The organism is Isoptericola variabilis, assembly GCF_050311655.1.
GTDB lineage: Bacteria > Actinomycetota > Actinomycetes > Actinomycetales > Cellulomonadaceae > Isoptericola > Isoptericola variabilis.
The window spans coordinates 270,744-295,923 of sequence record NZ_JBNOZM010000007.1; the positions used below are offsets into that span (position 1 = coordinate 270,744).

Below are 25,180 nucleotides of genomic sequence, written 5' to 3' on the forward strand. Positions count from 1 at the left end.
AGGAGGATCCATCATGCGAACCGTCCCCCTGGGCACCACCGGCCGCCAGGTCCCGAACGTCGTGCTCGGCCTCATGCGCATCCAGCAGCTGGACGACGACGCCGTCCGCGAGCTGGTCCGCACCGGTCGTGACGCCGGCATCGACTTCGTCGACCACGCCGACGTGTACGGCGACGACCTGCACGGCTGCGAGCGCCGTTTCGCCGAGGCCATGCAGCTCACGCCGTCGGAGCGCGAGCAGCTCACCATCCAGTCCAAGGCCGGCATCGTGCGCGAGGGTCCGTACTTCGACTACTCGTACGAGCACCTCGTCGAGTCGGTCGAGGGCTCCCTCCAGGCGCTCGGCACCGACTACCTCGACGTGCTCCTGCTGCACCGCCCCGACGCGCTCGTGGAGCCGGACGAGGTGGCGCGCGCGTTCGACCACCTCGAGTCGTCGGGCAAGGTCCGCGCCTTCGGCGTCTCCAACCACACGCCCGGCCAGATCGAGCTGCTCAAGAAGTCGGTGCGGCAGCCGATCGTCGCCAACCAGCTGCAGCTGTCGATCACGCACGCGCCGATCGTGGCGCAGGGCGTCGCGGCCAACATGGCCGGCGAGGACCAGTCGCTCACCCTCGACGGCGGCGGCATCCTCGACTACTGCCGCCTGCACGACATCACCGTGCAGGCCTGGTCGCCGTTCCAGGCCGGCTTCTTCACCGGCGTGTTCCTCGGCTCGGACGACTACCCCGAGCTCAACGCGGTGATCGACCGCCTCGCGGCGAAGTACGACGTGCCGCCCATCGCGGTCGCGGTCGCGTGGATCACGCGCCACCCGGCCGGGATGCAGGTGGTGCTGGGGACGACGACGCCGGAGCGCGTCGCGGGCGCCGCCCAGGGCTCGGACCTCCCGCTCACGCGGGCCGAGTGGTACGAGCTGTTCCGCGCCGCCGGGTACCGCGTGCCCTGAGCGCCGACCGGCCGGGACCCGCCACCACCGCCGATCACCGATCGCGGGTTCCGGCCGGTGCAGCCACCCGATCGCGAGCCAGGTCTCGGCGCCCTGGAGGCCGGCGTCGCTCGGCAGGCCCCGCCGGGCGTCAGCCGGCAGCAGCCTCGGTCTCCTCGTCGTCGAGGTCGCGCGAGCGCAGCACCTTCGACTCCCGCCACAGCAGGTGGGCGCCGGTCCACACGAGCATGCCGGCGACGATGCAGATGCACGGGAACAGGACGACGAAGTCCAGGGCCGTGCCGATCGGCGGCGCGCCCGGCATCGCGGACCGCAACGCCGGGAACGACAGCATGGTGGCCGACAGCCAGATGACGTTGGCGAACTCGAGCTTCTTCTTGAGGATGGCGCTGCCGATCGTGACGACGGCCATGAGCGTGGTCAGCAGGATCGCCAGGAGGTAGAAGACGACCAGGGTGACGCTGAGGGCGTCCCGGTTGCCGTCGAGCGTCACCGGGAGCACCGACACGCCGTCCTGCGTCGTCGGTTCGCCGACGGTGGCGGTGAGCACCCACGGCCGGGCGGAGTTCTCGATGGTCAGCTCGAACGGCACGTCCGCCCCGGTCTCGTCGTTCCGCACGCTCACCTGGAAGTTCGAGAACGGCCGGTCCCACGGGTAGAAGGTGTCGCCGCGGTCGAGGGCGAGCGTCACCGTCGTCGGGTCGACGATCGACTCCCCAGGGTAGGTGACGACCGACGTGGTCTGCCCGGCGGACACGATCTCGATGCGCAGGTTCTGCGACATCTCGCCGGCACGGTCGCCCACGTACTCGCCGTGCGGGATGGGCAGCACGGTGGCCTCGACGTACCGGTTCGTGAGGCTGACGTCCTGCGTCTTCATCTGCAGGGTCAGGTAGTCCTCCCCCGCCACCTCCTGCTGCCCGCTGATCGCGACCCCCGTCGAGCTGTTCAGCGTGCCCGACAGCGCGATCACCACGTAGTAGACGACCAGGAGCCCCACCACCACCGCGAGGATGCGCGGGGCGGGGTTGCGCCGCTTGCGGGGTGGCGCCGGCGGGGCGTCGTCCTCGGCCAGCATCTCCTCGACCTGTTGCGTCATGGTTCCTCCGTGGGTCGGCCGGGTCGCCGCTGGGCGACGGTGGCGGCGAGCGCGTAGAGCAGCAGCGTGAGCAGCACCAGGAACGAGCCGGGCTGGTCGGTGATCGCCGCGGCCAGCGCCTGCGTGTCGGTCGGCTCGTCGTCGGCGACGCGCGTGGTGACGGTGGTGCTGGTGGCGAGCGCGGCCGCAGCCTCCGAGGTGCCGCCCTCCCCGGAACCCGGGCCTCCGGCGGCGACGGCCAGCTGCTGGCGCGCGAGCTCGGGCGCGGTGAGCGCGTCCGCGAGGAGCCGGATGGTCACCTGCGCCGACTCCCCGGGCGCGAGCGTGACGGTGCAGGAGAACGTGGCGCGCGCGACGTCGCACGGCGCCTCCGGGTCCACCCGCACCGACCGGTAGACGAATCCCTTGCCCACCTGGCCGGAGAGGGTCAAAGTGACGGTCTCGTCCGTGGGGTTGGGGCCGAGCGTGGCGTCGAAGCGGCCGACCTCGCCGCGACGGATCTCGCCGGCGCGCATCTGCACGTCGAAGGTGAGGGGGCGGTCCACGACGACGGCAGCGGGCGGCTCGGCCGCCGGGGCCGCCGGCTCGTCGTCGCTCTCCTCCTGCTCGGCCTCCTGCTCGGCCTCGTCGTCCGGCGCCTCGGGCACGGCCCGATCGCCGGGATCGCCCGCCGTGCCCGACGGCGCGGGCGGCGTGCCCTGCTGCGCGGCGGGCGGCGCGACCTCCGGCGGGCCGGCCGCGCCCGGAGCGGGCGGGGGCGCCGACGTGGGCAGGGGGTCCGACGTCGGTGCGGGCGTCGGGGTCGGGGTGGGCGTGGGCGTGGGCGCCGGGGTCGGCGTGGGTGTGGGCGTCGGTGCCTCGACCGTCACGACGTACTCCGCGCCGGTGGCGGTGTTGCCCAGGTCGTCGGCCGCGGCGGGCACGAGCGGGTTCGGCCCCGTCGTGAGCCGGGGTTCGGGCCTGCAGGTCCAGTCGCCGCCGGCGGGCACGGTCAGCGGCCCGCAGACGACGTCGCCCGACGCCGTGCGCACGGTGAGCAGGCTGCCGGCCTCGCCTCGCCCGGTCACGGCGGCGCCGGTGTCCGTGGTGGTCGCCGGCCCGGTGATCCGCGGCGTCGCGGGCGGGGTCGTGTCGACCGTGTAGGTGACCGCCTCGCTCGCGGGGAACGGGTCGCCGGCGGCGTTCGTCTGGGTCGCGACGAGGTCGTGCGCGCCGTCGGCCAGGGCCGTGGCGGTGCACGACCAGGTGCCCTCGGCGGAGACGGTCGCGGTGCAGACCGTCGCACCGCCCGGGCCGTCGGTGACCGTGACGACGTTGCCCGGGCCGGCCGTGCCGGAGATCGCCGGCGTGGCGTCGGTGTCCCGCGTCCCGTCCGCCGGTACCTCGATGACGGCGGCGGGCAGGTCGTAGTACACGCGCGCCAGCCCGTTCCCCGGGGCGATGGTCGCCCCCTGTGCGGTCGTGCCGCTCAGGGGACCGAGGTACCCGGACCCACCGGACCCGTCGCCGCCCAGGTTGTCGTTGAGCGGGTTGGGGTCCGACGGGCCGCCGGCACCACCGCCGCCGCCGTACCAGCCGCCCCCTCCGCCGCCGCCGCCGTTGAAGCTGCTGCCGGCGTTCCCGCCCTGGAACCCCTGGCCGGCGGTGCCCGCCACGTACCCCGCCGGTCCGGACCCTCCGGCTCCCGGAGCCGTCTGCGACGCCGACCCGGCGCCCGCTGACGGCACCCCCGTGAAGCCGCCGGACTCGCTCGTCGCCCCGCCGCCCATGCCGCCGCCCGCGGCGTTGCCGCGGCCTCCGCCACCGCCTCCGGCGACGGCCACCATGGTGTCCCGCGCGGGGCCCGTCGCAGGGCCCTCGTAGAGGAACGTCCCGCCGCCACCGCTGCTGCCGCAGTACCCGCCGTCGCAGCCGCCGCCGGCGCCGCCGCCCCCGAAGGTGGTGCTCCGCGACCGGCCGGAACCCTGCTGCCCCACGCGGACGGAGTACGTGGCGCCCGGTGTCACCGTCAGCGTCCCCTCGGTGCGGCCGCCCTTGCCGTAGGCCGTGCCGGAGTACCGCCCGCCGTGGGCGCCGTTGAGGTCGACCCGGATCGTCGTGACTCCCGCCGGGATCATGAACGACTCGTCCTGCCCGGTGTAGGTGAGCTCCAGGCAGGTGTTGTACTCCGCGGTCGGCTCGCAGCGGGAGGGCGCCGCCTGCGCCGTCGGGCCCGAGGGCGCGGGCAGCGGCGCCGCACCGACCAGGCAGAGCGCGAGCGCGATGACGACGACCGCCCCGCGGCGCACCCCGGCACGCGACGCGGCGGGGCGCCGCCGCACGTCCCCCGGGCGTCGCGCCCCGCTGCGGTAGGAGTATGTCGCCACCGGACCTCGCCTGACCTCTGGACGCCGCCCCCCGCGACGTCCCTCGTGAGGCTAACCACGGGCACGCCGGAGCGCATGAGATAGACGTCTTAGCGGCCCGCGTCGAGCAGCTCCGGCGAACCGGCCCGGCGAGCACCGTCCCGCGTTCCGCATACGCTCTCGCAACATGACGGCGTGTGGGCTGGAGCGATGACCGTCCCCGCGCCGCGTCCGCGGCCCATCGTGCCCCTGCTGTTCACGGCGTACCTCGCCCTGGTCGTCTGGGTCGTCCTGTGGAAGCTCGACGTTCCCCAGGTGGGCGACGCGGGCCGGCGCGTCGTCAAGCTCGTGCCGTTCGCGGCTACCGCCCACGCGGGCGCCAGCGAGCCCGTCGAGCTCGTCCTGAACCTCATGATCTTCCTGCCCTTCGGCGTGTACCTCGGGCTGCTCGTGCCGTCGTGGCCGTGGTGGCGCGTCGCGGGCACGCTCGCCGGCGCGAGCGCGCTGCTCGAGGCCGCGCAGTACGTGCTGGCCGTCGGGAGCTCCGACGTCACCGACGTCGTCGTCAACACCGCGGGCGGGCTGGCCGGGCTCGGCCTCGTCGTCCTCGCGCGCCGGAGGCTCCGGGCCGGGGCGACCACGGTCGTGACCCGGTGGTGCGCCGCCGGGACGGCGCTCGCGCTGCTCGCGGCAGGGCTCTTCGTCGCGTCGCCCGTGCGTCTCACCGGGCCGCCGCCGGGCGACGTCGTCGTGGGCTGTGGCGACGGCCCGGCGCCCGGGCACGAATCACCTTGCCGAGGTTGAGAGAATGGGACGTCGTGAGCACCGAGCCCAGCCCCGCACCGCAGTCGTCGTCGGACGACGGCGGTGCGCGTCGACCCCAGGACCGGGGGCACGGCCGCGGCCGCGGCCGAGGTCGCGGCCGGGGCCGAGGGCGCGGTCGCGGGCAGGCGGGCCCGCGCCGGGTGAGCCGCGAGCAGCTGGAGAGGGCCGCCGCGCTGCGCGCCGCCGTCGAGGTGCCGCCGATCGTCTACCCCGAGCAGCTGCCGGTCTCGGCGCGCCGGGAGGACATCGCCGCCGCGATCCGCGACCACCAGGTGGTCGTCGTCGCCGGCGAGACGGGCTCCGGCAAGACGACGCAGCTCCCGAAGATCCTGCTGGAGCTCGGCCGCGGCCGGAAGGGCCAGATCGGGCACACGCAGCCGCGCCGGATCGCGGCGCGCAGCGTCGCCGAGCGCGTCGCCGAGGAGCTCGGCACCGAGCTGGGCGGCGTCGTCGGCTACCAGGTGCGGTTCACCGACCAGTCCAGCGACGACACGCTCGTCAAGGTGATGACCGACGGCATCCTGCTCGCCCAGATCCAGCGGGACCCGGACCTGCTCGCCTACGACACGATCGTCATCGACGAGGCGCACGAGCGGTCGCTCAACATCGACTTCCTGCTCGGCTACCTGTCCCGGCTGCTGCCGCGCCGGCCGGACCTCAAGCTCGTCATCACGTCCGCGACCATCGACTCCGAGCGGTTCGCGGCACACTTCTCGCCGTCGCACCTCGCCGAGATCGGCGGGGCGCCCGACGCCGTCGTCGACGTCCTGCCCGACCACGCGCCCGTCGTCGAGGTCTCCGGCCGCACGTACCCGGTCGAGATCCGCTGGCGCCCGCTCTCCCCGGACACGGACCCGGACCAGCCGAAGAAATCGAAGGCGCGCTCCGACGACACCGAGAAGTACCTGGTCACGGGCATCGTCGAGGCCTGCGACGAGCTGATGCGCGAGGGCCCCGGCGACATCCTCGTGTTCCTGTCCGGCGAGCGGGAGATCCACGACGCCGCGGACGCGCTGGAGGGGCACCTCAAGGACCGCGTGCGGGACGCCAAGCGGCCGGACTTCGTGGAGATCCTGCCGCTGTACTCGCGGCTGTCGGCGGCGGAGCAGCACCGCGTCTTCCAGTCGCACCCGGGCCGGCGGATCGTGCTGTCGACGAACGTCGCGGAGACGTCGCTGACGGTGCCGGGCATCCACTACGTCGTCGACCCGGGCACGGCGCGCATCTCGCGCTACTCCAAGGCCACCAAGGTGCAGCGGCTGCCGATCGAGCCGATCAGCCAGGCGTCGGCGAACCAGCGCTCCGGGCGCTCGGGCCGTGTGGCCGACGGCGTCGCGATCCGCCTCTACTCCGAGGAGGACTTCCTCGGCCGGCCCGAGTTCACCGAGCCGGAGATCCTGCGCACGTCGCTCGCGTCCGTGCTGCTCCAGATGATCTCCGTCGGCGTCGTGTCCACGCCCGACGACGTCGCGCGCTTCCCGTTCGTCGAGCCCCCGGACACCCGGGCCGTGCGCGACGGCGTGCAGCTGCTGACCGAGCTGGGCGCGCTCGAGACGAAGGACGGCGCGACACGGCTCACCGACGTCGGCCGTACGCTCGCGCAGCTCCCGATGGACCCGCGCCTGGCGCGCATGATCATCGAGGGCTCGAAGCGCGGCGTCGCGCGCGAGGTCGCGATCGTCGCCGCGCTGCTGTCCATCCAGGACCCGCGCGAGCGCCCCGCCGAATCCCGGGCCCAGGCCGACCAGCTGCACGCGCGGTTCACCGACCAGACGTCGGACTTCCTCACGGCCCTCAACCTGTGGGAGTACGTGCGCGGCCAGCAGCACGAGATGGGCTCGTCCGCGTTCCGCCGGATGTGCAAGGCGGAGTACCTCAACTTCCTGCGCATCCGCGAGTGGCAGGACGTCGTCGCGCAGCTGCGCGAGATGGCCAAGCCGCTCGGCATCGACATGTCGTTCAAGCCCCGGACGCCGTCGTCGGTCGAGCCGGTCGAGGCCGAGCCCGACTACCGCCTCACCTGGGACGACGACACCATCCACCGCTCGCTGCTGGCCGGGCTGCTCAGCCAGATCGGCATGCAGGACACGGGCGAGATCAAGGCGTCGTCGGTGGCGCACCTGCGCGGCGAGGCCCGCGCCCGCGCGCTGCGGCAGGCCGCCAAGCGTGCCCGCAACGAGTACGTCGGTGCCCGCGGCGCGCGGTTCGCGATCTTCCCCGGCTCGCCGCTGAGCAAGAAGCCGCCGGAGTGGATCATGGCCGGCGAGCTCGTCGAGACGTCCCGCCTGTGGGCGCGCGACGTCGCCCGCATCAAGCCCGAGTGGGCCGAGGAGCTCGCGGGCCCGCTCGCCAAGCACACGTACTCCGACCCGCACTGGTCCACCAAGCAGGGCGCCGCCATGGCCACGGAGAAGGTGCTGCTGTACGGCGTGCCGATCGTCGCCGACCGCCCCGTGCTCTACGCCAAGGTCGACCCGGAGGCGGCGCGCGAGATGTTCGTGCGGCACGCCCTCGTCGAGGGGCAGTGGACCACGCACCACAAGTTCTTCGCCGAGAACCGGCGCCTGCTCGCCGAGGCGGAGGAGCTCGAGGCGCGCTCGCGGCAGCGCGGGCTCGTCGCCTCCGAGGACGACCTGTTCGCCTTCTACGACGAGCGGGTGCCCGACGACGTCGTCAGCGCCGCCCACTTCGACCGGTGGTGGAAGCGGGCGCAGCGCGAGACGCCGGACCTGCTGACGTTCACGCTCGACCAGCTCGTGGACGCCGACGCCGTGGACACCTCCGAGTTCCCGGAGACCTGGACGCAGGGCGAGGTCACGCTGCCGCTGACGTACCAGTTCCAGCCCGGCGCGGCGGCCGACGGCGTCACCGTGCACATCCCGCTGTCGATCCTCAACCGGGTGGCTCCGGAGGGCTTCGACTGGATGGTGCCGGGCCTGCTCGACGAGCTGTGCGTGGCCACCATCAAGTCCCTGCCCAAGGCCGTGCGCGTGCAGCTCGTGCCCGCGCCCGACGTCGGCCGCGCCGTCGCCGGCTGGCTGCGCGAGAACACGCCGTCGTGGGAGGACATGACCCGCGCCGGCGACATGGCGGAGCCGTTCCACGTCGCGTTCTCGCGCGCCGTCCGCGCCTTGCGCGACGTCGTGATCCCCGACGACGTGTGGGACGCCGAGCGCGTCGAGCGGCTGCCCGCGCACCTGCGCATGACGTTCCGGGTCGAGGACGCCGCCCCCGCACGTGACCAGGGCGCCCGGAAGGGCAAGGGCCGCAAGGGCAGGGAACGGCGCCCCACCCCGGCGCCGCTCGACGAGTCCAAGGACCTGCTGTCGCTCCAGAAGCGGCTCGCCGCGCAGGCCGAGGCCGCCGTCCGCGCGGCCGTCAAGGGCGCCGTCGGGCTGGCGCTCGAGGAGGCGCGGCGGCAGTCCGGCGCGCCGGCCCCCGCGGAGGCCGCGCCGACGCCGGGCCGACCTGCCCCCGCCCGACCGGCGCCGTCCGCGACCGGCGGCGCCAGCGCCGTCGTCCCCGAGCAGACGGGCCTGACGACCTGGCCGGAGGGCCTGCCCGACGGCGCGCTCCCGGAGAGCGTGTCGACCGACCTGGGCGGCGGAGTCGTCGTGCGCGGGTACCCCGCGCTCGTCGAGGAGGAGGACGCGAGGCGCCAGCCGGCGGTCGCGCTGCGGGTGCTCGCCGACGCGTCCGGCCGCGACGCCGCGCACGCGCGCGGGGTACGCCGCCTGCTGCTGGCGGAGACGGCGCTGCAGACGGGCCGCATCACGTCGCGGTGGACGTCGAAGCAGTCGCTGACGCTCGCGGCCGCGCCGTACCGGAACACCGAGGCCCTGGTGGCCGACCTGCAGCTCGCCGCCGTCATCGCCTTGACCAGCCCCGACGCCAAGAAGGCTTCGGGCACCCCGACCGGCGGACCGGTCGCTGTACAGATCCGGGACGCCAAGTCGTACACAGCGGCGCGGGAATTCGTCCGCCGGCACCTGGAGGACGAGGTGCACCGGATCGTCGGGCACGTCGTCGCCGCGCTCGCCGCGTGGCGGACGGTCGAGGGCGAGGTGCGGGCGTCGTCGTCGCTGGCGCTGCTGGGCACGCTGCAGGACATCCGCGACCACGTCGCGGGCCTCGTCCACGACGGGTTCGTGTCCGCGACGCCGCCGCGGCGCGTGCCGCACCTGGTGCGCTACCTGCGCGCGGCGTCGTACCGGCTGGAGAAGGCGCAGACCAACCCGGCGCGCGACGCCGAGCTCGCCTGGCGCGTGCACGACGTCACCGAGGCCTACGACAAGGCGCGCGCCCAGTACGCCGCCGGGCCCGCCGACCCGGCGCGGGCGGCGGAGCTGGCCGACGTGCGCTGGCTGATCGAGGAGCTGCGCGTCTCGCTGTTCGCGCAGCAGCTCGGCACCGACGGCGCCGTCAGCGAGAAGCGCATCCGCAAGGTGCTCAGCCCGAACGGCTGGTGACCCGGCCTCCTCAGCAGGCGTCGTAGACGTAGCCGTCCTCGCCGGCGGCGACGAGGTCTCGGTCGCGCAGGATCGTCAGCGGCGCGCGGTCGTCGCGGGAGCACACGTCGTCGAAGGTCAGGCCGGCGTCGTCGAGCGCGTCGGGGTACTCGACCTGCAGCACGTGGTCGCCGTAGACGTCGGTGTACGCGGCGCACTCGTCCCACGCGGCGCACTCCTCGGTGACGGCCAGGTCGAACCCGAGCTCCTCACGGGCCACGCGGGTGATCTCCGCGGCGTTCTTCTGCGCGACGGCGAGCCCGGCGTCGTGCGCCAGGTCCACGTACGCGCGGGCCAGCGCGTGCGCCCCGGCCTCGTCGATCGCGTCGAACCGGGTCCACGTGTCGAGGTTGTCCAGCTCGACGGCGTCGAACCCGGCGTCCGCGCACCCCGTCACCACCGGCCCCAGCACCTCGAGGATCCCGGCGCGCTGCTCAGCGGTCGACGGGTCCAGCACGTGCTCGTCCGGCCAGTCCGGGTCGACGACGAGCCCGCCGTCGGCGTCGTGCAGCAGCAGGTCCTCGCGGCCCGCCCACAGGTCCGCCTGGTCGGGCTGCGTCTGGAAGCCGTTGACGTAGCAGACGGAGTACGCGCCGGGCAGCGGGTCGGCCGTCGCGTCGCGCACGACGACGTCGATCGCCGTCGGCCCGCTCCCCGTGCCCACCTCGTCGTACGCGCCGCCGAGCTGATAGTCGAAGGTCCCGCTCGTCGGCGGCAGCGCGTCCTCCCGCGACGGTCCCGGCGCCGCGACCGAGGACGCCGACGACGACGCCGACCCCGGGGCGCACGCCCCCGCCGTCGCGAGCACGAGGGCGGACGCGAGCAACGCCGTCGTCCACCGATCCGTTCTCCGTGCCACCGCCCGAGTATCACCTGGCCGCGGCGTGCGGCGCGCGTCTACGGTCGGCGCCATGCCGCTGCACGACGACGAGGTCCAGGTCACCGCCGACGACGTCCGCCGCCTGGTCGCGGCGCAGCACCCGGAGTGGAGCTCACTGCCGGTGACGCCGGTGCGGGAGTCGGGCACCGACCACCTGCTGTTCCGGCTCGGTGCCGACCTCGTGGCCCGGATGCCGAAGGTCGCCTGGGCCGGCGAGCACGCGCTCGCGGACGCGCGGTGGCTACCCCGGCTCGCCCCGCACGTGCCGCTGACGGTGCCCGCACCCCTCGCCGTCGGCCGGCCCGACGACGCCTACCCGTTCCACTGGTCGGTGGTGCCGTGGGTGCCCGGCGCCGCCGTGGCCGACCCGCTCGACCCGAAGGCCGCCGCAAACCTGGACCCCGCCGTCGCGGCCGCCGACCTGGGCGCGTTCGTCGCCGCGCTGCGCGCCGTCGACCCGACGGGCGGGCCGCTCAAGGAGGGCACCGGCCGCGGCGTCCCGCTGGCCCGCCTGGACGACGACGTCCGCCGCGCCACCGCCGAGGCCGGTGACCGCGTCGACGGCCCCGCCGTGCTCAAGGCGTGGGACCGCGCGCTGGAGGCGGCGTCCGATCCCGTGCCGGGCGCGTGGCTGCACGGCGACCTCATGCCGGGCAACCTGCTCGCCGACGGCGGGCGGCTCACCGCCGTCATCGACTGGGGCGCGCTCGGCGTCGGCGACCCGGCGGCCGACCTCCCGCCCGCCTGGTGGCTCTTCGCCGGTCGTGACCGCGACGCGTTCCGCGAGGCGGCCGGCGCCGGCCCGGGCGGCGACCTCGACGACGGCGCCTGGGAGCGCGGGCGCGGGTGGACGCTGGTGCAGGCCGTCATCGCCCTGCCGTACTACTGGGACCGCTGGCCCGCCTTCGCCCGCGCTTCCCAGCGGCGCGTCGCGGCCGCCGTCGCGGACTGAGCGCGACGGCTCCGCGTCAGGGTTCCTCAGGGTCGAACGGGGGGACCACCCGATACCGAGCGCGCGACGCCGCTCGTACCGTCGAAGCATGACCACACCGACCTCGACCCCGTACGTCCAGCCCTCCCCCGCGCCAAAGCGCAAGCTGTTCCGCCCCACGCACGGCCGCGTGCTCGGTGGCGTCTGCGCCGGCCTCGCCGACTACCTCGGCTGGAGCCGCGGCCTCGTCCGCGTGCTCTCCGTGGCGTCGATCCTCATCCCCGGCCCGCAGGTGCTCGCCTACATCGTGCTGTGGATCCTCATGCCCGACGAGGACAAGGCCCTGCGCACGGCCTGACCTCCCACGACTCCCCAGGAGGAACCGTGGAGCTCATCATCGAGCGTGGCGACCTCACGACCGTCGCCACGGACGCGATCGTCAACGCCGCGAACTCGTCGCTGCTGGGCGGCGGCGGGGTCGACGGCGCCATCCACGCCGCGGCGGGCCCGCGCCTGCTGGAGGCCTGCCGCGAGCTGCGGCGCAGCACCCTGCCCGACGGCCTGCCCGTCGGCGACGCCGTCGCGACCCCCGGCTTCGACCTGCCCGCCGCATGGGTGATCCACACCGTCGGCCCGAACCGGCACGCCGGCCAGACCGACCCCGCGCTGTTGGCCTCCTGCTTCAGCCGGTCGTTGGACGTCGCGGCGGACCTGCGCGCCCGCACCGTGGCCTTCCCCGCCGTGGGCGCCGGCGTGTACGGCTGGTCGCCCGACGACGTCGCGCGCGCCGCCCTCGAGGCCGTGCGGTCGTGGGACGACGCCAACCCGGCGGCGATCGACGAGGTCCGCTTCGTGCTCTTCAACGCGCCCGTGCTGGCCGCCTTCGAACAGGCCCTCGCGTCGGCCTGACCTGCGGGAACGGTTGTCCACAGGCGGTTGTCCACACCCTTGTGGCGACCTGGCACGGCCACTGGAGCTCAGCGCTTCGGGTAGCCCGCCTGCGGCTTGTCCTCGTCGATGTCCTCGATGTGCTCGAACTCGGTGGGCTCGTGCCGCACGGTGCGGTTGTACAGCCAGGTGATGAACGAGAGCACGATGCCGACGGCCAGCAGCCCGCCCGCGATGAGGTACTGCTCCTGCTGCTCGGCGCTGCGCGCCCACGGGCCGGCGAGGTACGCGCACGTGAGCGCCCCGAGCACGGCGAGCCACGTCTTCGTCCGGAAGTGCGGGTGCTTCACGGGCTGCTTGCGCAGCACCAGCAGGGCCACGTTCACGACCGCGAACACGACCAGGAGCAGCAGCGACGTCGTGCCGCCCAGCAGGGCGATGGCGTTGGAGCCCTCCTCCGTCGCGCTGGCGTTGACCACGTAGACGATGAGGCCGAACGAGATCAGCGTGGTCACGACGATCGAGACCCACGGCGTCTGGCGCGTGCGGTGCACCTTGCCGAAGCTGCGCGGCAGCACGCCCTGGTTGGCGAGGCCGTAGAGCAGGCGAGACGCCATGAGCATGTTGATGAGCGCCGAGTTCGCGACGGCGAACATCCCGATGAACGGGAAGATCGTGTCGAACGGCAGGCCGGGGGCACCGGCCGCGACGACCTGCGTCAGTGCGGAACCCTTCTCGGCGTCGGTGAGATCACCGACGGGCACGAGGGCGACGGCGGTGATCGCGACCAGCACGTAGATGAGGCCGGTGATCGACAGGCCGGTGAGCATCGTGCGCGGGAAGTCCCGCACCGGGTCCTGGCACTCCTCCGCCATGTTCACGGAGTCCTCGAAGCCCACCATCGCGAAGAACGCGAGCGTGGTGGCAGCGGTGACCGCGAGGAACACGCCCTTGTCGTCCGGGCTCTCGAACACGACCACCCGGGAGAAGTCGGCCCGTCCCTGGGTCATCCCCCACATGCCCACGAAGATGACGAGCAGCAGACCCGACAGCTCCACGAGCGTCAGCACCACGTTCGCCTTGACGCTCTCACCGACGCCGCGGAAGTTCACCAGCGCCACCAGCGTCATGAACCCGAGCGCGATCCACAGCAGCCCGTTGGTCCCGAGACCCAGGCCGAAGCCGTCGTTGAGGAAGCCCGCGAACGCGTTCGACGCCGTCGACGCCGACGTGATGCCCGAGCACATCACCATGAACGCGATGATGAACGTGACGAAGTGGATGCCGAACGCCTTGTGCGTGTACAGCGCGGCGCCCGCGGCCTGCGGGTACTTCGTCACCAGCTCCAGGTACGAGAACGCGGTGATCGTCGCCACGACGAACGCGATGAGGAACGGCGCCCACGCCGCGCCCCCGACCTCGCCCGCGACCTGGCCCGTGAGCGCGTAGACGCCCGTGCCGAGGATGTCCCCGACGATGAAGAGCAGCAGGAGCTTGCGCCCCATCACCCGCTTGAGGCCCGGTTCGGGGGCGGCGCCGCCCGCCCCGCCGCCGGCCTGGTCGATCGTCTGGCTCATCGCGACCTCCTGGATCCTCGGTGGACCGTCGTTGGCACCACCTCATGGAACCGCGCCGAGGCGGGACGTGCAGGGCGGCGCGCGGGCAGGCAGGGCAGAGTGGGCCCGCAACGAGGTCTCGCACGGTGCGGGTGCAGGGGGCAACCGGACTGACGAGGAGCAGGCGGGTGCGACGGACGGTGGTCACGGGTGCAGGGGCGGTCACGCCTGTCGGCGGCACGGTCGACGAGACGTGGTCGGCCCTCCGGGCGGGCGTGAACGGGGCCGGCGCGATCACGGAGGACTGGGCCGGCATGCTGCCCGTGCGTATCGCCGCGCGGGCGGACGACGCGTTCGCGGACGGGCTGAGCGTGCCCGAACGACGCGCCCGCGACCGGGTCGAGCAGCTGACGCTGGTCGCCGGGCGGGAGGCCTGGGCGTCGGCGGGGCTGTCGGACGTGGACCCCACGCGGCTCGGCGTGGCCGTGGGCACCGCGCACGGCGGCATCGCCACGACCGTCGCCATGCAGGACACCCTGGGGTCGGCCGGCTACCGCGGCGTGTCCCCGTACACGATCACGATGGCGATGGCGAACGGCCCGGCGGCGTACCTGTCCCTCGACCTGGGGGCCAAGGCCGGGGCCCGCGCGCCCGTGAGCGCGTGCGCTGCGGGGGCGGAGGCGATCGGGCAGGGCCGCGACCTGATCCGCTCCGGGGCGGCCGACGTCGTCGTGTGCGGCGGGGCGGAGGCCAGCATCGTGCCGCTGTCCCTCACCGGGTTCGGCCGCGTGCGCGCCCTGTCGACCCGCAACGACGAGCCGCAGCGCGCCTCGCGCCCCTTCGACGTCGGGCGCGACGGCTTCGTCATGGGCGAGGGTGCCGTGCTCCTCGTGCTCGAGTCCGAGGAGCACGCCCGCGCCCGGGGCGCGACGGTCCTGGGCTCGGTCGACGGCACGTCCCTCACCTCCGACGCGTACGACATCGTCGGCGGCGACCCGGTCAACCAGGCCCGGACCATCACGCTCGCGCTGCGCGACGCCGGCCTCGAGCCCGGCGACATCGGGATGGTGCACGCCCACGCGACGTCCACCCCGGCCGGCGACGTCACCGAGGCCCGGGCGCTGCGCACCGCCCTCGACAGCCCGCCGCCGGTGACCGCGACGAAGGCGTCGACCGGTCACCTGCTCGGCGCGTCCGGAGCGCTCGGCGCGCTGGTCGCGCTGCTGGCCCTCCGTGACGGCGTCGTGCCGCCCACGCTCAACCTCGACGCGCTCGACCCGGACGTCGACCTCGACGTCGTCACCGCGCCCCGCCCGACGACGGCGCGGCACGCGCTCGTCGACGCATTCGGCTTCGGGGGGCACAGCGCCGCGCTGGTGCTGTCGCGGGACTGACGGAGATCTCCGGCGGGCAGGTCAGGAGAGCACGGAGGCGAGGAAGTCCTCGACCGCCGCGAAGTAGGCCTCGGGCTGGTCGCGGCGCACGCAGTGGCCGGCGTCGGAGACGACGACGGTGCGCAGCAGCGGGTTCTCCGGCCCGGGCTCGGCGGGGGACGGGCCGACGCTGTCCCGGTCGGGCAGCACCAGCAGCGTCGGCACCGTCAGCCGGGCCACGAGGTCGGCCCAGCTGTCGGGGCCGAGGTGCAGCCCGTCGCGCAGGTAGTCGCGCTGCACCTGCGGCTTGCACCGCGCCCACGCCTCGGCCTCGGGCCGGCTCCACGTGCTCTCCGTGACGAGCTCCTCGAGCTCGCCGCGGGCGATGCGCGCGCTCACGCCGTCGACGAACGTGAGGAACCCGGTGGCGTGCTCGGCCGGGCTGGGGCCGCCGTCCGCCCGCGGCGGGTCCTCCAGCACCAGCGCCCGCACCGCCCCCGGGCGGGCGACGGCGGCGCGCAGCGCGAGCGCGCCGCCCATCGAGTGCCCCAGCAGCACGACGGGCTCCGGCTGCTCGTCGAGGACGGCGAGCACGTCCGCGAGCATCAGGTCGGCCGTGGCGTCCAGCTCGTCGTCCCGGAACCGCGGCGACGTGCCGTGGCCGCGCATGCTCGGCGCGACGATGCGCCAGTCCTGCTGCCAGCGCTCGACCAGGTCGGGGAAGTTGTCGCCCGCGTCGGACAGGCCGTGGAGCACCACGACGGTGGGAGAGTCCGCGTCGCCCGCGGTGTGGATCGTCAGCGCTGAGGTCACGGCCGGGAGCCTAGCGCCACCCCGGGTCGGGTGGCGCCAGGCTCCCGCGGTCACCAGGTCGGCCGGTCAGACCGTCAGCGGCACGACTCCGCGTCGTACGCGTGCGTCGACGGGACGCCGCCGGCGGTGACGGTCGCCTCCCCCGCCTCGAGGGTCCGGCCGTCCGCGGCGAACGGCAGCCGCCAGGTTGCACCCGGCTTCAGCACGTCACGCACCCGCGACTCCCCCAGGGCGGTTACGGTGACGTCGGTGCGCTCGTCGGAGTCGTTGGTCACGGTGACCTCGACGAACGGCTTGGCCCCGCGGCACCCGGTCGCCACCTCGACGGAGACCGGGCTCGTCGCCGACGAGAGCGCGGCGCTGAGCGGCGAGACGGTGATCCGGTCGACGAGCGGCGCCCACGCCGAGCGCATCGGGAAGTCCGGCCACACGTCGGACGCGTACGTCTCGCCGTCGAAGTTCGGCGCCTCGTGCGACGAGAGGGCGATCGTGTTCTCGCCCTCGTCGAGGTCGAGCACCACCGTCTTCTCCCAGAAGTTGTTCGCGTGGAACGTGTGCGGGAACAGGACGGGCACGCCGGTGCCGCCGTTGACCGACACGTCCGCCCGGCGGGCGAGCGGGTCGGGGTTGTAGTGCGAGGCGGGCGACTGCTCCGGGTTCGAGTACCGGAGCACCACGGCGTGCGGGCCCGCCTCGGCGGCGTCGACCCGGAACGTCAGCGTGTTCCCGTTGCCGGGCTCCCCGCCCACGTCCGTCACGGCCTTGCCGCCCTCGGCGAGGGAGAGGTCGGTGACGGCCGCCGAGCCGGCGAGCTCGGCGTCCTCCGCCTGGTACGCGGTGGCCGCGAGCGCGCCGGTCCCGGCCGCGACGGTCAGCCGGTCGAGGACCAGTCCGTCCGCGCCGCCGGTCACGACGACCTTGTTGACGCCGCCCCGCAGGTGCGCGGCGACCTGCTGCGCGTCCCCGAGCTCGAGCACGTCACGGCCGTTGACCGCGAGCGTGCCGGAGCCGGCGCCGAGCAGGTCGGCGCCGAGGGTCGCCTCGGCGTCGGTCGCCCCGTAGACCCAGAACGTCGCGCTCTCGCCCTCGGCGAGAGCCACGGCTCCCGCGCCGGAGACGTCGCCGAACGCGACGCCGTCGGGCAGGTCGTCCGCGGCGAACACCGTCCGGCCGCCGTCGAGCGTCGCGTGCTCCGCCTCGTACACCGACGTGGCGGCGTCCGGGTTCGGCAGGGACAGGGTGAGGCGGTCGACGATGGCGTCGCCCTGCGTCGCGCCGCCGTCGAGCCCCTGCGCGGCGAGGGAGATCGTGTGGGTGCCGGCGGTGAGCTCGACGGTCGTGTCGGCGTGGTCCCAGACCACCCACTTGTAGCCGAGCGGCAGGAACAGCTCCTGCTCGGCCGCGCCGTCGACCCGCACGAAGACGTTCGTCGGGCCCTGCTCGGCCACCTTGTCGAACGTGTTCAGGCTGTTGGCGAAGACGGACAGGTCGTAGGTGCCGTCCTGCGGCACGGTCACCTCGAAGTCCAGCACCCCGTCGGAGCCGGTGCGCAGGCCGCCGACGTCGTAGCCGCCGGAGGTGTAGAACTTGCCGACGTCCGCGGGCGAGCCCTCGGGGCCGTTCTTCGAGTAGCCGGAGCCCGTGTAGGTGGCGTCCTCGGCCTCGTAGCTGCCGTCCCACAGCGTGGGCGCGGCGCTCGTGGACGTCCCGACGCCGGCCGGCGTCACGACGATCTCGTACGCGGAGGACTCCCGCAGCAGCGGCAGCGTCTCGCCGTCGAACTCGACCGACACCTTCCCGTCGACGACGGACGCGGTGGTCTCCGCGAGGTGCCGCGGCTGGGCGGAGTCGCCGAGCTGGCCGGTCCACGGGATCTCGCGGACGGTCACCCGGACCTCGTCGCCGAACACGGCGGCGGGCACGTTCACCAGGTCCACCGGCGCGGCGCCGTCGGCCCCGCCGACGATGGTGCGCGAGACCTTCCGCTCCTCGTCGAGGCTCGACACGCCCTGCAGGGTGTAGTTCTGGCCCGGGAACGGCGGCGTGACCTCGACGGTGTGCCCGCTCATCCGCGAGTACGCGTTGAACAGCCACCACTGCCCGTTGCCACGGTCGGACTGCACCGCGGAGTCGGACAGGTTGCCGTCGATGTTCCAGTACGCGATGTCGGCGTCGACCTTCGAGTCCTCGATCGCCGAGATCCACTGGATCATCTGACCGGGCACCGAGGTGTGGTAGTTGAACGCGTACTCGTTGATGTTGATCGGCAGCTCGGTGCCCTCGAGGTCCGTCCCGGCGAACACGTCCGCCTCCCACTCGCGGTACGTCGCGACCGAGGTGCGGATCTTCTCGGGGTGGGACAGCTCGTGCCAGGTGATCACGTCGGGCACGGTGCCCGCCTCGACGGTGTGCTCGAGGAAGCCCTTCACCTGGCTGTACAGCACGCTGGTGTTGGGCCCGGCGATCCGCGCGTCGGGCATGCGGTCCCTGATGACGGCGTGCACGCGGTCCCAGGCGGCGAGGTAGTCCGTGGGGTCGTCGAGCCACGACGTGCCGTCGTAGCTCCACTCGCCGGTGCCGAACATGTTGCCCTCGGGCTCGTTGAACGGCACGAAGACCACGTTGTCCTGGTACTCCTGGGGGAGCTGGAGCACCTGGTCCACCTGGGTGGCGATCTTGTCGACGAAGGTGTCGAGCTTCTCCTCCGGGGTGTCCCCCGGCCACTGGTACGGGAACCCGCGGTGGATGTCCGTCATGTACACGTACACGTCGCCGTCGGTCGCGTCCGCGAGCGGCCGCACCACCTCCAGCGCGTCGGCGCCCGGGTGCTGGGGCCCGTCCTGGGCCTTGGTGGACACGGTGCGCAGGCCCATGCCCTCGATGAGGTTGTCGCTGGGCAGCCCCTCGCCGTACAGGCCGTACAGGGTGCCGGACGCGCCACCGTGGAAGTCGCCGGTGTCCGTGCCCAGGTCGACGGTCAGCTCACCGCGGTGCACCGTCACGGTGGCGGTCACGGCGACGCCGTCGGCGTCGCCCGGCACCGCCTTCCCCGACACCGTGAACTCTCCGGGCCGGGCGTACTGCGCCGGGTCGACGTCGTCCCAGACGATCGGCACGTCGCGGTCGTAGCCGTCCGAGAAGGACGCGCGGACGGCGGCGGGCAGGTCGGGCGCGGCCTGCACCGTCGTGCGGACCTCGAACGAGTCGGTGCTGAGGGCGGTCATGGTCGGGGACTCTCCCACGAGCTCGGCCACCTGGTCCGCAGCGAGCGCGGTGCGGTAGATGCGGAAGTCGTCGACGGCGCCGTCGAACAGCGGGTCCGGGTAGAACGACTTCCCGAGGAACCCGGCCGACGTCGCGCCGTCGGCCAGGAGCTGGCCGGCGCTGATCGAGGTGGGTGCCGACGCGACGGCGACGCCGTCCAGGTACGTCGTCACCCGCCCCGCCGACGTGTCGAGCGCGGTGGTGAGGGTGACCCAGTCCCCGGCCTGCAGCGGACCGTGGCCGGTCACCGTCGCCTCGCCGCCCCCGCCGCCCGTCGTGACGGCGGTGCGGAGGTTCCCGTCGCCGTTGGACGGCGTGGTGAACAGGTAGCGGGTGGTGTCGGTGCCGAGGTCGTAGACCCGCTGCCAGGCCCCGCCCTCGCCGTCCCAGCGCACGCGCGCGGACACGGTGAGGTCGGTGGCCCCGTCCAGCGCGCCGCGCGGGATCGTCACGTAGCCGCCGCCGGCGCCGCCGGGCAGCTCGAGCGCCTGCGTGCCGCCCTCGGCGTCGACCACGGTCGTGGCGCCGCGGATCGTGCCGTCGAGCCCGTTCCCCGACGAGTCGGGGACGGTGGAACCGTCGATGTCGTCCATCGTCCAGTGCAGGTCGGGGGCGGGCGGCTCCGCGGCCGCCGCCGGGACGCCCACGGCCAGCGAGGTGCCCGCGAGCGCCAGGGCCGTCGAGAGCGCGGCGGCCGTGCGGCGCCGGGCCTTTCTCTGCGTGCGTGGTGAAGGTGTCGTACTCATCGTCGAGTGCCTTCCGTGAGGGGATGTCGAAGGGTGCCGGCCGAGGCGGAGCGAGCGACCGCTCCGCCTCGGCCGCGTGTCAGCCGCAGCTGGCGGCGTCGTACGGGTGCGTCGTGGAGACGCCGCCGGCGGTGACGGTCACCTCGCCGGCGTCGACGGCGCGGGCGTCCGCGGCGAACGGCAGCCGCCAGGTCGCGCCCGGCTTCAGCACGTCGCGCGCCCGCGACTCGCCGAGGGCGGCCACGGTGACGTCGGTGCGCGTGCTGGCGAGGTCGGTCGCCTCGACGACGACGAACGCCTGCGCCCCGCGGCACTCGGTCGCGACCTCGACGCCCAGCGGGCTGGCCGGGGTCAGGGCCCAGAACCGGTCGGCGGTCTCCTCGTCGGTCGCGGTCGTGGTGTCGCCGGCCCCCTTCCCGACGGTGAGCGCGGCGTCCCGGCCGCTGCCGGAGGAGTCGACCACGGCGGTGCCGCCGTCGGGCTCGTCGAAGGCGTAGTGCGCCACGTCCCCGGCCGACGGCTGCCCGGCGGCGAGGTCGGCCACCTCGGCGGCGGACAGCGCGCGGGAGTGGATCGCGACGTCGTCCAGCGCGCCGTCGAAGGCCGGGTCGGAGCCGTACTGCGACTTCCCGATCCAGTTGCGGCCGTTCGAGGCGCCCAGGTCGGACGGCGAGATCGTGATCCCGTCGTTGGTGGCGACCGCCTTGCCGTTCACGTACAGCGTGCCGGTGGTGCCGGACACCGTGACCGTCACCTGCGACCACGTGTCGAGCGGAAGGTTCTGCCCGGGGTGGTCGAGGCGCTGCTCGCCCCCGGCGCCGCTGGTCGTGATGGCGAACCGCGGCCCGCTGCCGGCGTTGAGCGTGAGGAACATGCTCGAGCCCGAGCCGGACCCGATGTCGAACACGCGGGCCCACGTGGGCAGCGCGGCCGGCTTCACCCATGCGGTGAACGACCAGTCGCCGTCGAGCCCGTCGACGACGCCGTCCGGCAGGGTGACGTACGAGGACGTGCCGCACATGTCGAGCGCCGTCCCGACCTTCCCGGGCGCCCGCGGCCCGTCGGGGCTGCAGCTCGCCGACGGGGAGCCGTCGGTCCACTGGACGGCGGCGGCTCCGGCGTCGGTGCTCATCCCGTCCACACCCAGGGTCAGCCCGGTCCCGTAGTTGGCGAGCCGCACGTGCCCCTCGCCGTCCGGCACGAGCTGCCAGAGCTGCCCGTCGCTCCCGTCCGCCTCCTCGACGACCACGGGCGCGCCGTTGCCGTCCGTGCCCTCCGGCGCGGCGAGCACCAGCCCGCTCGCGAGGTCCGTCACGGTGGACAGGCCGGAGCCGGCGTCGCGCACCTCCCAGGTGCGCCCCTCGCCCGCCGCGGCCTGCACGGCCGCACCGTCCGACGTCCCGAGCGGGAGGCCGGAGTGCACGTTGTCGAGCGTGTACGTGCCGGCCAGGCTCGACTCCTCGCCCGCCGCCGACACGACGACGTGGTACCCGTACGCCGGGTTCATCACGACGGGCACGGTGATCGACCCGTCGTCGCCCACGGTGTACGTGGTGTCGGAGATCGTGATCGGCGCCGCGGTGGGCGTGGTGCGGCCGTAGGACGGCGTGGTCTCGAGCCGCACGTTCACCTCGTCGCCGAGCGCGAGCTCGTCGAGCCCGTTCACGACGATCGACGTCGGGCCGCTGTTGCCGCCCGCGATGACGCGCACCTCGTCCTTCGCGTCGTTCACCGACGCCGCCCCGTCCAGCGGGCTCTCGTTCGACGGCGGCGTGGTGGTGACCATCTGCCCGGACATGGCGGCGTACCAGGTGTACAGCCAGTACGCGCCGTTCGGGGCGCCGCCCCGGCTCACCAGCAGGTCGCCGAGGGTGCCGGACTGGTTCCAGAACGCGAGCTCGGCACGGTCGATGCCGAAGCGCTCGAACTTGGAGACGTACCCGACGAGCGGGCCGGGCAGGCCCACCTGGGACGGGGCCGCGTACTCGGCGATGTCGATGGGCAGGTCGGGCAGGCCCAGCTCGTCGAGCATGGCGCGCACCGACTCGACGTCGCCCTGGATCTTGGAGGAGCGGATCAGCTCGTGCCACTCCAGCACGTCGGGGACGGTGTTCGTCTCCTTGGCGAACTCGAGGAACTGCCGCATGTCGGAGATGTTGTCCGAGAAGCTCGGCCCCTGGATGGGGACGTCGGGGCCCAGCTCCTCGCGCAGCACGCGGTAGCTGAACTCCCACAGCTCCTCGAAGGTGCCGTTCTCCTCGAGCCAGGTGTTGTCCGACTCGTTCCACGGGGCGTAGGCGACGACGTTGGTCGCCCCCGACGCCTTGACGTCGGCCACGACGTCCCGGATGACGTCCTCCCAGGCCTTCCGGTCGGCGGTGTTCTCCCAGCTGAACTGGTACGGCCACCCCGGGTAGTAGTCGACGATCCGCACGACGATCCCCGCGTCGTGCCGCGCCGCCGTCCGCCACACGTCGAGGGTGTCGCCCGTCGGCTGCTGGCGGCCGCCCGGCGGCATCTGCACGAACGTGTTCGGCTTGATCGGCGCGATGAGGTCGTCGGACGGCACGCCCTCGTCGGCGATCCCGTACAACGACCCCGTGGCGACGTGCGAGACCTCGCGGAACGGCTGGTCGGCCTCGACCACCAGCGTGGAGTCGGGGCCGGGCCCCGACGGCGCGGCGGCCGTCGCGGTGGTGGCGGCCGCAGCGCCGCCGAGCCCGAGCGCGGCGACGGCGGTCGCCGCGGTCATCGCGACGACCCGGCGCCGGGCCGTCGTCGGGGTCGTTCTCTTCCTGCCAAGACGCATCTTCCTTCTCCTCGTGCGGGCGGCGGGCACGACGACGTGCCCACCGCGGACGTGGTGGTGCCTTTCTTGGTGGGTCTCGCCCCGGCGGGACCAGGACGTCGTGCTGTGCTCACCCCCTCCAGGTGACGTCGCCGGTCGTCCGTCCGACGACCTCGGGCAGCGCACCGTCGCGCAGGTACACGGGCACGACGTCGAGCGGGGCGTCCGCGCGGACGGTCCGGCCGCCGTCGTGCACCTCGCCGGTGGCGGCGTCGGTCCACCGGGCGCCCGCGGGCAGGTAGACGTCGCGCTCGCGCGCGCCCGCGGCGATGACCGGGGCGACGAGGACGTCGGGCCCCAGCAGGTACTGGTCGTCGACGTCCCACGCTCGCGGGTCGTCGGGGAAGTCGTGGAACAGCCCGCGCATCACGGGCTGGCCGTCGGTGTGCGCGGCGCGCATCACCTCCCGGAGGTAGGGACGGAGGGCCTCGCGCAGGTGCACGTACCGCTCGAGCACCCGGTACACGTCGTCGCCGAAGGACCACAGCTCGTTGGGCCCGCCGGAGCGCAGGCGCCGGGAGCCGTCGGCGGCCGTGACCTCCTCGTACGGCAGCCGGTCGCCGTGCAGCCGCATCACCGGGCTGAACGCGCCCACCTGGAACCAGCGCACCAGCAGCTCGTGGAACGCCGGGTCCGCGCCGTCGCCGGCGTGGAAGCCGCCGATGTCCGTGGTGAACCAGGGGATCCCCGCCACGCCCATGTGGATGCCGGCCGTGATCTGCCGCGCGAGGTCCTCCCACGTGGAGGAGATGTCCCCCGACCAGACGAGCGCGCCGTACCGCTGGCTGCCCGCCCAGGCGCAGCGCACGAGGTTCACGACCTCCTGCTCGCCGGCCGCCGTCTGCCCCTCGAACACCGCCCGGGCGAACGCCTGCGGGTACACGTTGCCCACCCGCGCGTACGGGCCGAGGTGGGTGCGGTAGGCGTCGTGGTCGTAGACGCCGAACTCGGGCTCGGCCTCGTCCAGCCAGTACGTGCGCACGCCGTGCGCGCCGTAGTTCCGCGCGAGCGTCTCGGCGAGCCAGGTCCGCGCCTCGGGGTGGGTGACGTCGAGGAAGACGCTCGGGCCCTCGAACGACATCTGGACGTCGACGCCCCGGTCCGACCGGACCAGGAGGTTGTTCCGGCGCAGGTGGGCGAAGTTCTCCGACTCCAGGGAGACCTGCGGCCAGACCGACACCATGAGCTCGACGCCGAGCTCGCGCAGCTCGTCCACCATCGCCGCCGGGTCGGGCCAGAACTCGTCCTCGAACCGGTAGTCGCCCATGTGCGGCCAGTGGAAGAAGTCCGCCACGATGACGTCGAGCGGCAGGCCCCGACGCCGGTGCTCGCGCGCCACCTCCAAGAGCTGCTCCTGGTTCCAGTACCGCAGCTTGCACTGCCAGAAGCCGAGACCGCGCTCCGGCATCATCGGGGCGTGCCCGGTGGCGTCGGCGTAGTTGCGGGCGATGGCGGACGGCGTCGCCCCGGCGGTGACCCAGTAGTCGAGCTGGCGCGTGGACTCCGCGTGCCACTCCGTCCGGTTGCGGGCGAACGTGGCGCGCCCGATCGACGGGTCGTGCCAGAGGAAGCCGTAGCCCGCGCTCGACACGACGAACGGCACGCTGGCCTGCGAGTTGCGGTGCGCGAGCTCGAACGTGGAGCCCTTGAGGTCCAGCACGTGCTGCTGGTACTGCCCCATCCCGGCGAGGCGCTCGCCCGGGTCCGCCTCGAACGACGCCGTGAGCACGTGGCCGTCGTCGCCCGGCCGGGGCCGGAAGTGCCGCGCCCGGAGGTCGAGCGACCCTCCACGGCCCAGCTCGCGGAACAGCAGCCGCCCGTCGGCGTCGTGGAACGCCAGCTCGCAGCGGGACACCTCGTACCCGACCGGCTCGTGGAACCACCGGGACGTCGTGAGCTCGACGCGGATCGCCCCGTGCCGCAGCGTGGCACCGTCGTCCCGGACCTCGACGCTCGCGCCGGCGTGCGCGGCCGGGTCGGGCGGCAGGAGCGCCCAGTCCGCGTCGTCGACGTCGCCCATCACCGTGGCGCGCACGCGCACGCTGTCGCGGCCCCACGGCTCGACGACGAGCGTCTCGCCGCCGCCGCGCCAGGTCAGGCGGGCGCCGTCGGCGCGGATGTCGCTGCTCGGCTGGTTCACCGGGATCTCCTTGGC

The 25,180-nt window shown here is 74.0% G+C and carries 15 protein-coding genes; 7 read left to right on the forward strand and 8 right to left on the reverse strand.

The features are described 5' to 3' along the window. Positions 1-13: 13 nt before the first annotated feature. Complete coding sequence (locus tag ACQP60_RS16665; protein ID WP_429734872.1) at positions 14-949, forward strand: aldo/keto reductase; 936 nt, start codon at positions 14-16, stop codon at positions 947-949. 130 nt (positions 950-1,079) lie between these two features. Here ACQP60_RS16665 and ACQP60_RS16670 read toward each other — a convergent pair whose 3' ends face one another. Then, positions 1,080-2,048 carry a DUF4436 family protein gene (locus tag ACQP60_RS16670; protein ID WP_429734874.1) on the reverse strand — a complete coding sequence of 323 codons (969 nt, stop codon included), beginning with the start codon at positions 2,046-2,048 and terminating at the stop codon, positions 1,080-1,082. Next, positions 2,045-4,414 carry an Ig-like domain-containing protein gene (locus tag ACQP60_RS16675; RefSeq protein ID WP_429734876.1) on the reverse strand — a complete coding sequence of 790 codons (2,370 nt, stop codon included), beginning with the start codon at positions 4,412-4,414 and terminating at the stop codon, positions 2,045-2,047. Before ACQP60_RS16675 ends, ACQP60_RS16670 begins: the two co-directional genes overlap by 4 nt. Before the next feature lie 189 nt (positions 4,415-4,603). Here ACQP60_RS16675 and ACQP60_RS16680 point away from each other — a divergent pair, with 189 nt between their 5' ends. Next, entirely contained in the window at positions 4,604-5,197 is a 594-nt protein-coding gene (locus ACQP60_RS16680; RefSeq protein ID WP_429734878.1) for a VanZ family protein, read from the forward strand. 161 nt (positions 5,198-5,358) lie between these two features. Beyond that, positions 5,359-9,687: an ATP-dependent RNA helicase HrpA gene (gene hrpA / locus ACQP60_RS16685; protein WP_429734880.1), complete on the forward strand. Its 4,329-nt coding sequence runs from the start codon at positions 5,359-5,361 to the stop codon at positions 9,685-9,687. A 10-nt stretch (positions 9,688-9,697) separates the two neighbouring features. Here the strand turns inward: hrpA and ACQP60_RS16690 are convergent, their stop codons facing one another. Next, positions 9,698-10,585, reverse strand: coding sequence for an endo alpha-1,4 polygalactosaminidase (locus ACQP60_RS16690; RefSeq protein ID WP_429734882.1), 888 nt, complete (start codon positions 10,583-10,585; stop codon positions 9,698-9,700). A 52-nt stretch (positions 10,586-10,637) separates the two neighbouring features. On the opposite strand from ACQP60_RS16690, the gene ACQP60_RS16695 reads away from it, so the two are divergent. From ACQP60_RS16695 to ACQP60_RS16705, 3 genes are all read left to right on the forward strand, one after another. Beyond that, on the forward strand, positions 10,638-11,558 hold the full coding sequence (locus ACQP60_RS16695; RefSeq protein WP_429734884.1) for an aminoglycoside phosphotransferase family protein: 921 nt from the start codon (positions 10,638-10,640) through the stop codon (positions 11,556-11,558). A gap of 88 nt (positions 11,559-11,646) precedes the next feature. Beyond that, a complete protein-coding gene (locus ACQP60_RS16700) occupies positions 11,647-11,895 on the forward strand; it encodes a PspC domain-containing protein (RefSeq protein WP_429734886.1) in 249 nt (82 codons plus the stop codon). Positions 11,896-11,921: 26 nt separating this feature from the next. Beyond that, the gene (locus ACQP60_RS16705; RefSeq protein ID WP_429734888.1) at positions 11,922-12,446 is read left to right on the forward strand and encodes an O-acetyl-ADP-ribose deacetylase; all 525 of its coding nucleotides are present in this window, start codon (positions 11,922-11,924) and stop codon (positions 12,444-12,446) included. Positions 12,447-12,514: 68 nt separating this feature from the next. Here the strand turns inward: ACQP60_RS16705 and ACQP60_RS16710 are convergent, their stop codons facing one another. After that, positions 12,515-14,002 carry an APC family permease gene (locus ACQP60_RS16710; protein WP_429734890.1) on the reverse strand — a complete coding sequence of 496 codons (1,488 nt, stop codon included), beginning with the start codon at positions 14,000-14,002 and terminating at the stop codon, positions 12,515-12,517. A gap of 167 nt (positions 14,003-14,169) precedes the next feature. Here ACQP60_RS16710 and ACQP60_RS16715 point away from each other — a divergent pair, with 167 nt between their 5' ends. Then, positions 14,170-15,375 carry a beta-ketoacyl-[acyl-carrier-protein] synthase family protein gene (locus ACQP60_RS16715; protein WP_429734893.1) on the forward strand — a complete coding sequence of 402 codons (1,206 nt, stop codon included), beginning with the start codon at positions 14,170-14,172 and terminating at the stop codon, positions 15,373-15,375. Positions 15,376-15,396: 21 nt separating this feature from the next. Here ACQP60_RS16715 and ACQP60_RS16720 read toward each other — a convergent pair whose 3' ends face one another. The 4 genes from ACQP60_RS16720 to ACQP60_RS16735 all read right to left on the reverse strand — a co-directional run bounded on the left by ACQP60_RS16720 (position 15,397) and on the right by ACQP60_RS16735 (position 25,165). Further along, the gene (locus tag ACQP60_RS16720; RefSeq protein WP_429734895.1) at positions 15,397-16,167 is read right to left on the reverse strand and encodes an alpha/beta fold hydrolase; all 771 of its coding nucleotides are present in this window, start codon (positions 16,165-16,167) and stop codon (positions 15,397-15,399) included. A gap of 74 nt (positions 16,168-16,241) precedes the next feature. After that, the gene (locus ACQP60_RS16725) at positions 16,242-20,177 is read right to left on the reverse strand and encodes a LamG-like jellyroll fold domain-containing protein (protein ID WP_429734897.1); all 3,936 of its coding nucleotides are present in this window, start codon (positions 20,175-20,177) and stop codon (positions 16,242-16,244) included. Between the two features lie 79 nt (positions 20,178-20,256). Continuing rightward, on the reverse strand, positions 20,257-22,929 hold the full coding sequence (locus tag ACQP60_RS16730) for a LamG-like jellyroll fold domain-containing protein (protein ID WP_429734899.1): 2,673 nt from the start codon (positions 22,927-22,929) through the stop codon (positions 20,257-20,259). 166 nt (positions 22,930-23,095) lie between these two features. Beyond that, positions 23,096-25,165 carry a glycoside hydrolase family 31 protein gene (locus ACQP60_RS16735; RefSeq protein ID WP_429734901.1) on the reverse strand — a complete coding sequence of 690 codons (2,070 nt, stop codon included), beginning with the start codon at positions 25,163-25,165 and terminating at the stop codon, positions 23,096-23,098. Positions 25,166-25,180 lie beyond the last annotated feature (15 nt).

Bases quoted from the DNA above. Each gene is read 5' to 3' on its own strand.
- ACQP60_RS16670 (WP_429734874.1), bottom strand. From the start codon at position 2,048: ATGACGCAACAGGTCGAGGAGATGCTGGCCGAGGACGACGCCCCGCCG.
- ACQP60_RS16725 (WP_429734897.1), bottom strand. From the start codon at position 20,177: ATGAGTACGACACCTTCACCACGCACGCAGAGAAAGGCCCGGCGCCGC.
- ACQP60_RS16695 (WP_429734884.1), top strand. From the start codon at position 10,638: ATGCCGCTGCACGACGACGAGGTCCAGGTCACCGCCGACGACGTCCGC.
- ACQP60_RS16710 (WP_429734890.1), bottom strand. From the start codon at position 14,002: ATGAGCCAGACGATCGACCAGGCCGGCGGCGGGGCGGGCGGCGCCGCC.
- ACQP60_RS16700 (WP_429734886.1), top strand. From the start codon at position 11,647: ATGACCACACCGACCTCGACCCCGTACGTCCAGCCCTCCCCCGCGCCA.
- ACQP60_RS16680 (WP_429734878.1), top strand. From the start codon at position 4,604: ATGACCGTCCCCGCGCCGCGTCCGCGGCCCATCGTGCCCCTGCTGTTC.
- ACQP60_RS16665 (WP_429734872.1), top strand. From the start codon at position 14: ATGCGAACCGTCCCCCTGGGCACCACCGGCCGCCAGGTCCCGAACGTC.
- ACQP60_RS16730 (WP_429734899.1), bottom strand. From the start codon at position 22,929: ATGACCGCGGCGACCGCCGTCGCCGCGCTCGGGCTCGGCGGCGCTGCG.